The organism is Bacteroides sp. CAG:633, assembly GCF_000435115.1.
GTDB lineage: Bacteria > Bacteroidota > Bacteroidia > Bacteroidales > Bacteroidaceae > Bacteroides > Bacteroides ndongoniae.
In genome coordinates this window covers 17,724-28,458 of sequence record NZ_FR883088.1, presented here as the reverse complement: position 1 = coordinate 28,458, position 10,735 = coordinate 17,724, and the positions used below count along the sequence as shown (strand labels likewise).

Here is a 10,735-nt window from a genome sequence, read left to right as displayed (position 1 = left end):
CCTCATCCTGCTCATCGTGCCTGCCATCAATCTGAGCAGCATGACGCAGAGCCGCCTGCGCCGCCGGGTAGCGGAGATCGGGGTACGCCGTGCCTTCGGCTGCACACGCATGGAACTGCTGGGACAGATACTGGGAGAGAACTTCATCGTCACCCTGCTGGCCGGTGTGTTGGGGCTGATAATCAGCTTTCTTTTTGCTTTTCTGTGGGGCGACACCCTCTTTGCACAGGACTGGACCACCGCACTCAATCCGCCTGTGGTCGATGCCTCCATCCTGATACATGCCTCTACTTTTGGTTGGGCGTTGCTCTTCTGCTTCGTGCTCAATTTGCTCAGTACCGGTATTCCCGCCTGGCGGGCGTCGAGGATGAATATTGTGGAGGCGATAAATGGGAAGGCACATTAAGAGCCTCACCCCTAACCCCTCTCCCAAGGAGAGGAGAATTGAGAATGAAAGATTGATATAATGATAACCTATTAATAACTGCCATATTCTTTGCCCGCTTCTCTTAGGCTGTGAGACTTCTTCCTCCCCTCTCCTTGGGAGAGGGGTTGGGGGTGAGGCTTCTCATCACCCTGCACGGATTCCCCACCGCCACCGTATGAGCCGGGATATCCTTTGTCACCACACTGCCTGCTCCGATCACGGCACCATCGCCTATGCTCACTCCCGGCAGGATGACTACGTTCCCTCCGATCCACACGTTGTTGCCGATGCGGATGGGGTAAGCATACTCCAGTCCGGCATTGCGTTGTTCCACGTCCAGCGGATGTCCGGCGGTATAGATGCCCACATTGGGAGCGATGAATACATTATCGCCGATGCTGACGTCGGCTCCGTCCAGAATCACTAAGTTGGTGTTTGCAAAGAAATTCTTTCCGATGTGGATGTGGTAACCATAGTCGCAGTAGAAAGGCGAAATGATGCATCCTCCTTCGCCCATGTTCACAATACGGCGTATCAGCCGGTCCCGTTCCTCGCCACGGTCGGGTGGCAGCAGATTGTATTCGTGCAGCAGGCAACGCGTCTCCAGCATTTCCTGTTGCAGCTGCGGATCATTGTTGGCATCATACAGCAGCCCTTCGGCCGCTTTCTGTTTTTCGGTTTTCATAAAGCTGAGTTTGAATGCTTGTTTTCTGCACTTTGCAGAAAGTTTTTCAAAGGGGATAAATATTCTGTTTCCAGATTCCAATACTTGGGGTTGTCAAAGAAGAAATCTTTTTGTTTTTTAAATCGTTCGGTTTCCTTTCTCGATTTTTTAAAAGATTCTATATAAGCATATATCTTAGCCTTTCTGTTGGGCGAAATGTATTTGAGGCTTCCATCTGGATTTACGTGTCCGGCAACGCATTTCTCATATCCTTCAAAACATTTCAGCAGACAGGCATGTTCTTCGTTGACAATATGTTCCAACAGTAGTTCAAAATCACCGTCTTCCCTGTTGTTGGGAAATAAAAATATATCTGCAGAAATAGATAAATTATCCAACTGTTCCTGGAGATATTTTTTTCTCTGGTCACACCCGCCTCCATTCTGAGGAAAATCTGCATCAAAAATAATCAGATTCACTCCTCCTTGTTCTGTATTCTCTTTAAACTTCTGATCTAACAGGGGCAAGTTTGTATACCCGTTGGTTTGCAGAATTTCCCACCTTTCCCGGTTTTCTCCCCAGAGAAAAACAAGGTATTTCTCTAAAAACTGCGCATCTCTCCCTTCGACAAAGATTCTGATCATCTTATTTCAATTTCTTGATTAATGACATATTGAAATTTCTCATAAGGATATTCATAGGCCTTCATTTCATCTGTTGGCAGATGCCTTAAGGAATAGCACATGATTTCATCCTGCATTTCTTTGTCATCGATTTCACTCAGTATCTTATTGAGCGCCTGGAGTGATTCGATATTGTGTGTAGTAGCAAATACCTGTACGTCGAGCATTCGGGCGGTTTTCAGGATTGCTTTCCATAGCGAAGCCAATGAAGAGAAATGCATGCCGTTATCTATTTCATCAATAAAGATAATCCCTTCTTTGCAGCCATAAAGTGAAGTGATAATCGCCAGTAATTTTCTTATCCCATCTCCTAACATGTTGATAGGAACCAATCTGTTTAGTCCGATGTCTACGCTGACTCCCGATTTCAGTACATGAATGGATTTTATTTTGGGCTCTACGTGCTGTAGTATCTCTACGATGACCGGCTCTTGTTTCGCTTCAATGATGCGTGTCAGGTTTTCGACGGCGATGCTGAATGCGAATTTCGAATTGATGTAAACTCCCGACAGTGTTTCCTTGTATTGTTTCGACGTTTCTATCCGGACGTTTCCCCCTTTTTCTTTAGGGTCAATAAGGATGGCCGAGCGGTCGCTTATCGTTTCTCCATTTGTTAGGGTATAGCTGAAGTTCATGGATAGTCCGGTAGTGATATTCGCTTCCTGATTCGAAAGGGCCTGTGTCGAAATCTGTTCTCCCGATATCACGATGCGAGAAGACTCTGAGATGATAGGAGCAATTTCCAGTGTCCTTACAGTACCGTCTTGCTTTTGTCCCTGTATCAGAATATGATTTTCCGATGCCATATTGTAGAAGTTCAGGCTGATATCTTCCTGAGCGAAAGAATCGTAATCCCTGAACTGGTTGATTCTCAAAATCAGGAGAGGATTTGAAAAGCCGGACAGCAGGAACAGTGCGTCAAGCACACTCGATTTTCCGCAGTTGTTCTTGCCTACCAGCAGATTGACCTGCTTTAAGTTAGGCAGAAAAAGATGCTTGATCCCCCTGAAATTATTAATTTCAACTTCTTTAAAAATCATATCTGCAACGTATTATCGGGCTAAAGTTACAATAATTTTGATTATAGTCTGTATTTGGACGGACAAATTTTACTTTCTGTCAAAACATAAAAAATCCGTGCAATCCGCGTCTCCGATGGCTTTCACCACAGATCACACACAGATTACACGGATTTTTATGATACGTTATAAGCCTACTTCAATCAATAAGCAAAGATCGGATAATTCTTCATTGTCTCGTTCACGCGGGCACGAACCTTGGCGATTACCTCTTCGTTGTCCACGTTCGACAATACTGTTTCGATCATTTCTGCGATTTCCAGCATCAGGTCTTCCTTGGCACCGCGTGTAGTGATAGCCGGTGTACCCAGACGGATACCTGAAGTCTGGAAGGCCGAACGGCTGTCGAACGGCACCATGTTCTTGTTCACGGTGATGTCGGCCGAAACCAGTGCCTTTTCTGCTACCTTACCGGTCAGGTCAGGATATTTCGAACGCAGGTCTACCAGCATGGAGTGGTTGTCTGTACCGCCGCTTACGATAGTAAATCCACGGTCGATCAAAGCCTGTGCCAGTACGGCGGCGTTCTTCTTCACCTGTGTAGCATATTCTTTCCATTCGGGTTGCAGAATCTCGCCGAAAGCTACAGCCTTGGCAGCGATAACATGCTCCAGCGGGCCTCCCTGAATACCGGGGAATACGGCCGAGTCAAGCAGCTGCGACATCATCTTGATTTCACCCTTCGGCGTTGTCTTGCCCCAGGGGTTGGGGAAGTCCTTACCCATCAGGATGATACCTCCACGCGGACCGCGCAGGGTCTTATGAGTTGTCGAAGTCACGATGTGTGCATACTTCACCGGGTTGTCCAGCAGTCCGGCAGCAATCAGACCGGCAGGGTGAGCCATGTCGATCATCAGGATAGCGCCTACCTTGTCGGCAATTTCACGCATGCGCTTGTAGTCCCATTCACGTGAGTAAGCCGAACCACCACCGATAATCATTTTCGGTTTTTCGCGCAGAGCCACTTCTTCCATCTGGTCGTAGTCTACACGTCCGGTTTCTTTATTCAGGTTGTATTCGCAGGGATGATAGATGATTCCCGAAGTATTCACCAGCGAACCGTGTGACAGGTGACCGCCGTGTGCCAGGTTCAGACCCATGAATTTGTCTCCCGGATTCAGTACGGCCAGGAAAACGGCAGCATTGGCCTGTGCGCCTGAGTGCGGTTGTACGTTGGCCCATTCCGCACCGAAGATCTTCTTGATACGGTCGATAGCAATCTGTTCGCTCTGGTCTACTACCTCGCAGCCTCCGTAGTAACGCTTACCGGGGTATCCTTCCGCATACTTGTTGGTCAGGCAGGATCCCATTGCCTGCATCACTTCGTCACTTACAAAGTTCTCTGATGCAATCAGTTCAATGCCTTTCAGCTGGCGTTGATGTTCTTTTTCGATAATGTCGAAAATCAAATCGTCTCTTTTCATTTCTTATAAGATAAATTGATAAATCCGCATTTGTTTGCTATAGGTTCGCAAAAGTAGGCAAATAAATTAAGTTTCGCAAAGCAGGACCCCGTTTTTTCGGTTGCAGAGAATATTTTTCAGACTGCTGCAAAATCTCATCCCCCTTCAGAAGAACACCCCCAGCGAGAAGCTCATCACGTTGTCTTTGCGGTGGAAGTAGATGCCTTTGTCTGGCTCTACTGTTCCGGGCATTCCTTCAACGGGAGGAACGGTATATTCAATCTGCTTCGACATGTTGTGCAGTCCGACGTCGTACCGGAAATCGAAGAAGATACGCGAGATGGTTACCGCCACACCCAGTGTGGCACAAAGGTTCAGCGGGCGCAAAGTCTCGTGTATGTCGGTCTGGTCAAAGTTCTCGAAAGTGATATCGCTCTGCTTCTGCAGCATGAAACGTATCTTGGGCCCTCCGAAAATGGCCAGGCTGTACGGCCCCTCCTTGATGATGTTGTAGCCGTATATCACCGGGACGTCCACACTGTGTATCGTCGATGCGATGGAAGCCTTTTCCGGGATGTCATTGGCATTGCTGCCTTCCGGCAACGGTTTGTCGAAACTGATGTCGCAGCTGTTCACCGTGTACGATACTTCCGGTTGCAGGAAATGCTTCCCGAAGTTGATACGCATAAACAGCGACCCGAAGTAGCCTATCCGGTAATTGTTCTGTATCTCCTGGATACTGACACCGTTCACGTTCAGGTGCGGCACCAGGAACAGGGAAGAAGTAAATCCGCCCTTCGCGCCAAAGTTCACCGTATGGTCGTGTTCGGGCTTTTCCTTTACCTCCTCCGTTTCCGGAGTTCCGGGCACAACCAGATCCTGTCCCCACATTCCTGCCGGGAACAGACATGCGCAGAGCAGCATACAGCAGTGCCAAAATCTTCGTTTCATTTTTTCTTCTTTTCTACCGACCAGCCGAATTTTCCTATCTTATCTCCCAGTTCATAGTATCCGCCATGCACATACACCAGCGGATTTGTCTCGGCCAGTTCCAGTTTTCCCGTTTCCGGGTTCAGGTGGTTTGTCTCCGCCCGTACGTTCACCACGTCTGCCACGAACATGTCGTGCGACCCCAGCGACACGATTTCTTTCACCCGGCATTCGATGCACAGCGGCGATTCTTCGATCAGGGGAGCCTTCACAACCGTACATTTTCCCGGTGTCAGGTGCATTTCCTCGAATTTGTTGTAATCCCTGCCCGAACGCACGCCACACCAGTCCGTAGCCCGTGCCATGTCCTTGGTGGTCAGGTTGATCACAAACTCCATGTTCCGCTTGATGATGTCGTACGAGTACCGTTCCGGCCGTACCGAAATGTAGCACATCGGCGGGTTCGAACAGATGGTCCCCGTCCATGCCACTGTCAGTATGTTGTATTCTTCGGGACAGCTTCCGCAGCTCACCAGCACAGCCGGCAGCGGATAGATCATCGTCCCCGGTTTCCAGTCTTCTTTCATTTTATTTAATTGATAATTGATAATGGATAATGGATAATGGAGAATTGATAATTGATAATTAGTGGTTGAGGTTATTTTTTGTTGTTTTTACGATACTGATTAACAATTTGAGGAGTTCTTCACAATCATTGTTTATGGATAAGAACTCATTATCTTTCAAGTAATTGGTATCGTGTAGCAATGAAAGCCAATAAATTGTTTCGTTTGCTTCTTTCAAGGCGACATTCATCTTGTTCAGGAAGTCAGCTTTACTTTGTGCGTGAACAGCTTCTTTGATGAGCGCACCAATGGCTGTACCGCTTCTCAACAACTGACGGGCAATGTCGTATATCCTCTTGTTTTCATCCAAATACTTGTATAAATTGATGATACGGATGGAGAATTGATAACTCCTTTCTTCGACAACGTTGATTCTTTGTCTTCTATCGTCATTATTCATTATCAATTCTCCATTATCAATTAATTATATAATCTCAATTTCCTCTCTCTTCTGTTCCTTCTCGCAATAGTGGCATTTGATGACGCAATGCTCCTTGTCTATCACGTGGAAGCGGGTAGGCATCGGCTCGTTGTTGGTGATGCATTTCGGATTGGCACATTTCACGATGCCGTGCAGTTCGTCGGGCAGACACACCTCCCGTTTCTCCACCACTTCGTAGTTGCGGATGATGTTCAGTTTCACGTTCGGAGCCACTACGGCGATACGGTTTATCTCGTCGTCGCAGAAGAATTTGTCGGCAATCTTGATAATGCCTTTCTTACCCAGTTTCTTGCTGTTCAGGTTGAATCCGATGGTGATGTTATTGTTCATGTGTTCCAGTCCCAGCAGCGACACCACGGTAAACAGCTTCTCGGAAGGAATATGGTCGATTACAGTGCCGTTCTCCAAAGCGGCCACCTGCAGTTCTTTCTTATCGTTCATTTTTTTAATTGAAAATTGATAATTGAAAATTGATAATTGGGGGATTGGCAATGGAAATGATTCACTGATTTCCCATTATTCATGCTCCATTTTCACTTCCTCCAGCGTGATGCCCAGCACGTCGCACAGGATCGCTTCACGGGCATACAGTCCGTTCTGTGCCTGCTGGAAGTAATAAGCCTTCGGATTGTCGTCCACGTCGTAGGCAATTTCGTTCACGCGGGGCAGGGGATGCAGGATGCGCAGGTTCGGACGCGTATGTTCCAGCATCTTGTTGCGCAGGATGTATACGTTCTTCACCCGTTCGTACTCCATCAGATCCGTGAAGCGTTCCCGCTGTACGCGTGTCATGTACAGGATGTCGGCATCCGCTATCGTCTCTTCCGTGAAGTCGGTATGTTCCACATATTTTATACCATGTTCGCGGCAGTATATTTTGTATTCTTCCGGCATTTTCAGCTCATCGGGTGCGATGAAGTGGAAAGTCGGGTTAAAGTGTCTCATGGCCATCAGCAGCGAGTGTACGGTACGTCCGTATTTCAGGTCACCCACCAGGAAGATGTTCAGGTTTTCCAGTGTTCCCTGCGTCTTGTAGATCGAGTACAGGTCGAGCATCGTCTGCGAAGGATGCTGGTTGGCACCGTCTCCTGCATTCACGATGGGCACGTTGGTCACCTCGCTGGCATATCGGGCAGCTCCTTCCAGATAGTGTCTCATCACGATGATGTCTGCATAGTTGCTCACCATCTTGATGGTATCCTTCAGTGTTTCACCTTTCGACGAACTGGTCGCTTTCGGGTCGCTGAATCCGATGACGCGTGCTCCCAGCCGGTTGGCAGCCGTCTCAAAGCTGAGCCGTGTACGTGTAGAAGGCTCGAAAAATAGGGTTGCTACGACTTTTCCGTCCAGCAGGTGTCGGTTCGGACGTTCTTCAAACTGTTTTGCCATCTCAAGCATGTAGAGAATTTTCTCTCTGCTGTGTTCGGCAATGGTCACTAAACTTCTGTTTTCCATATTGTTGAATACTTTTTTTGATAGGTCCCGTACGGGTAAGTTACTTTACGGGACTCCAATTCTTATTTTCCGAGAGTGTAAAGGTAGATAAAAAATGCGGTAGCTGAAAACAATCGGCTCCATTTTTTTGCGGCAAAAAAACTACATATCATCCATAGACAGCCCTTTGCAGGATATTTTATATCTTTGGATAAGATAGGATGCGGTTCGGCATAGCCAAATTGAAAACTTTAGTTTTCATTTGTCTCTGCGCTCACCTTTTTCTATCTTTGCTCCTTTCTTTTTATGTTTCCGAAACGCCCATTTCAGAAATGGCTGTTTCGCTGTAACAATAGGCAGGGCATTTTTTTATCACTCAAGTTTCGATCTTACCGAACTGCATAGGCGATGATGTCGTAAGCTCAGGTTTCAGTTGACAAGCAACAAGTTGACGGGTTAACAAAGTGTTTGTAGCGAGCCGTTTCAAGAGGTACTTTGTTAAACAGGAAGTTCCAGCCTAGTAGACTTGTTAACTGAAGCCTTGTCAACTAATAAGTTGAGTACTTGCGAATTGAAAATCAACGAAGTTAACCTTAAGTAAATTCAGTTGTTTGTGACAAAATGACACACTTGCAATTCAGATAACGCCATACCGTTTTCCTGTTTCTGTCAATTCGTGTAATCCTTCCTGAAAACCAGTGCCTTCTGTGTTACTCCGTATTTTCTGTGGTGAACATCTGTCTTCATCCTTCCCCTTGTTAAGAAAAAATTCGATTTTACCTCCTGTTTTAGTTGTTCGTTAATAAAATAATGTGCATCTTTGCAACCAGTAAGACGGGCTTCGGAAGTTCATATTGGTTCATTCCGGATGCAGTCGGGCAGTAGAAGGAAAATAATTCTTTTTCTTGCCGGTTCATGCAGTATTTGAGCTCCCGTTGCGTTCTCTTACTGATAAACATTTGTAAATTGGGAAAGGTATAAAAACTGAAAATTCCAACATGGCTGTTTGTTTCGGTTGTGAAAGAACAGGAGAACTTGAAATTTTCAGCAATGTACGGATTTTAAATTGTAAGATATTGGGTATTAGCTTGTTATAACAATAAGCTGATATGGCCGAGATTTGACTATGAATGAAGTAAACGCTGGTACGGTCGATGCCGGAATGCTGGAGGGAGTCCGCAACGGTCATCAGGTTCGCTGGTATGTGCTTTCCTTGCCGTCCTGTCATCGGGGACCTGCGCAAGGGTTGCAGACCGAGCTGAATCGCCGTATTCGCGAAGGTGGTACTTTGTTCGACTATTTTGCTCCTTCCTATGTCGAAGTGAAAGAGTCCGGAGGCAAGCTGGTCAACACCGAGCGTCCCCTGCTGTACAATTATGTGTTTGTTCATGCTTCCGAAGTCGAAGTATTTCGCCTGAAACGCCAATTCCCCCTGTACAATTTCCTGCCCCGTGTTCGCGACCGCGAGGGAAGCCATTATCCCTATCTGTCCGATGCAGCCATGGCCAATCTGAAATGGGTGGCACGCTCCTATAGCGATGTGCTCCCCCTTTACGTCCCTCAGGCCGGGCAGTTGCGTAAGGGCGACCGCGTTCGCATCACCGAAGGACGTTTTCAGGGAGTAGAAGCCGAAGTCGTTATCCAGCCGGGCGCCGGACGTAAAGAGATTGTGGTCTGTGTCGACCAATGGATGTGGGTACCCCTGCTGCACGTGCAACCGGGCCAGTACGAAGTCATCGCGCTGAACACCACCGGCAAGCACGTCTATACCCGCCTCGACAACGACCGCCTTTTTACAGGTCTGCACGATGCCGTGTGTCGCTATCATACTCCCGCCGGAGTGACCGATGCCGACCGTGCCCTGGCCGACGACGTGTTGCGTCAGTATGCCGAATTGCAGATGGATACTGACATACTGCGCAGCAAGCTCTACTGTTTGTTGTTGTGTGCACGCACCGTTTTGGGGCAACGCGACGAGTGCCGTCAGCTGTTGGCTGCCGTTTCAGCCTTTCTGCCTTTGGTCAAGGCCGAGCAGTCGCAGGCACTGTTGCTTGTCACCCTTTACGGTTGCACCGACAGCAGTATCTATTACGACCGTGCCCACGCGCTGATTGACTCTTGGCGACGCGAGCCGCAGCTCAAGAAGAGCAAACAACGCCTTCTTCGTTTTCTCGACGATTACGACCGGGTGCTGGGACATGTGTAGGGTTGAGGGTTTAGCGTTTAGGGTTTATGGTTTAGGGGAGTAGGAAAGTAGGGAAGGTTTAGGGTTTAGCGTTTAGGGTTTATGGTTTAGGGTGATAATAGAGTAAGTGTATCAAATTAAGGAACCGCTTTCTTTTAGGCACGGATTACGCGGAAAAACGCAGAGATAGAAGAATAATCATCCGCGAAATTCCGTGTAATCCGTGCCTAAAAACAACAAGATACAAGATATCAGTTACTTTTAGTTCTGACACACCCTCTAAAGCTTTTGGAAATAGTCGACTTTAACCTTCGACTCTCAACCCTCAACCCTAAACCCTCATCCCTCAACCCTCATCCCTCAACATTAAACATTCAAAACATAATAAATATGAGACTGATTAATGAAACGCTATTGGATGAAGTGACGCAACAGGCGAAAGAAAGTCCGAGGTTGCGTATGAATCATAATCTGCATGACAGCCTGGACGCAAAGGCACAACGCTTGCTGAATGCGTTGGAGCCTGGAACAGTATTGCCTATACACCGTCATCGGCATACGGCGGAAACGTATGTGTTGCTGAGAGGAAAAATAAAGGTGATGTATTATAACGACCGGAAAGAGGAAACGGAACAGGTAGTACTGGATCCGAAAACAGGTAGTTATGGGATACACATTCCAGCCGGACAATGGCATACATTGGAGGTATTGGAAAGCGGCTCGGTGATTCTGGAAGTGAAGGATGGACCGTATGCGCCGTTAGGCGAAGAGGATATTATGTCGTTGGTTTAGGGTTTATGGTTTAGAGTTTAGGGTTTAAGGTTTAGGGTTTATGGTTTAGAGATTAGGGTTTATGGCTTGG

The 10,735-nt window shown here is 47.3% G+C and carries 12 protein-coding genes; 3 read left to right on the top strand and 9 right to left on the bottom strand.

Annotated elements, in window-relative coordinates; translation table 11 throughout:
* A partial coding sequence (locus tag QVP67_RS09375; RefSeq protein ID WP_288180074.1) for an ABC transporter permease occupies nucleotides 1-406 on the top strand: 406 nt, incomplete at its 5' end.
* A gap of 103 nt (nucleotides 407-509) precedes the next feature.
* On the opposite strand, the gene QVP67_RS09370 is transcribed toward QVP67_RS09375, so the two are convergent.
* The 9 genes from QVP67_RS09370 to pyrB form a co-directional block, all read right to left on the bottom strand.
* A complete protein-coding gene (locus tag QVP67_RS09370) occupies nucleotides 510-1,112 on the bottom strand; it encodes a sugar O-acetyltransferase (protein ID WP_022163306.1) in 603 nt (200 codons plus the stop codon).
* Nucleotides 1,109-1,735, bottom strand: coding sequence for a DUF3226 domain-containing protein (locus QVP67_RS09365; RefSeq protein ID WP_022163305.1), 627 nt, complete (start codon nucleotides 1,733-1,735; stop codon nucleotides 1,109-1,111). Before QVP67_RS09365 ends, QVP67_RS09370 begins: the two co-directional genes overlap by 4 nt.
* Complete coding sequence (locus QVP67_RS09360) at nucleotides 1,732-2,814, bottom strand: AAA family ATPase (RefSeq protein WP_022163304.1); 1,083 nt, start codon at nucleotides 2,812-2,814, stop codon at nucleotides 1,732-1,734. Before QVP67_RS09360 ends, QVP67_RS09365 begins: the two co-directional genes overlap by 4 nt.
* A 182-nt stretch (nucleotides 2,815-2,996) precedes the next feature.
* A complete protein-coding gene (gene glyA, locus QVP67_RS09355) occupies nucleotides 2,997-4,277 on the bottom strand; it encodes a serine hydroxymethyltransferase (RefSeq protein WP_022163303.1) in 1,281 nt (426 codons plus the stop codon).
* Between the two features lie 144 nt (nucleotides 4,278-4,421).
* Entirely contained in the window at nucleotides 4,422-5,147 is a 726-nt protein-coding gene (locus QVP67_RS09350; protein WP_394331818.1) for a porin family protein, read from the bottom strand.
* Between the two features lie 56 nt (nucleotides 5,148-5,203).
* A complete protein-coding gene (locus tag QVP67_RS09345; RefSeq protein WP_022163301.1) occupies nucleotides 5,204-5,773 on the bottom strand; it encodes a flavin reductase family protein in 570 nt (189 codons plus the stop codon).
* Between the two features lie 58 nt (nucleotides 5,774-5,831).
* On the bottom strand, nucleotides 5,832-6,212 hold the full coding sequence (locus tag QVP67_RS09340) for a four helix bundle protein (protein WP_022163300.1): 381 nt from the start codon (nucleotides 6,210-6,212) through the stop codon (nucleotides 5,832-5,834).
* 24 nt (nucleotides 6,213-6,236) lie between these two features.
* Nucleotides 6,237-6,695 (bottom strand): aspartate carbamoyltransferase regulatory subunit, encoded by a 459-nt coding sequence (gene pyrI / locus QVP67_RS09335; RefSeq protein WP_022163299.1) that lies wholly within the window; start codon nucleotides 6,693-6,695, stop codon nucleotides 6,237-6,239.
* A 75-nt stretch (nucleotides 6,696-6,770) separates the two neighbouring features.
* On the bottom strand, nucleotides 6,771-7,709 hold the full coding sequence (gene pyrB, locus QVP67_RS09330; RefSeq protein WP_022163298.1) for an aspartate carbamoyltransferase: 939 nt from the start codon (nucleotides 7,707-7,709) through the stop codon (nucleotides 6,771-6,773).
* Nucleotides 7,710-8,814: 1,105 nt separating this feature from the next.
* Between pyrB and nusG the strand changes: the two genes are divergently transcribed.
* Entirely contained in the window at nucleotides 8,815-9,894 is a 1,080-nt protein-coding gene (gene nusG / locus QVP67_RS09325; protein WP_022163297.1) for a transcription termination/antitermination protein NusG, read from the top strand.
* A 369-nt stretch (nucleotides 9,895-10,263) separates the two neighbouring features.
* Nucleotides 10,264-10,665 (top strand): WbuC family cupin fold metalloprotein, encoded by a 402-nt coding sequence (locus tag QVP67_RS09320; protein ID WP_022163296.1) that lies wholly within the window; start codon nucleotides 10,264-10,266, stop codon nucleotides 10,663-10,665.
* The last annotated feature ends 70 nt before the right edge of the window (nucleotides 10,666-10,735 follow it).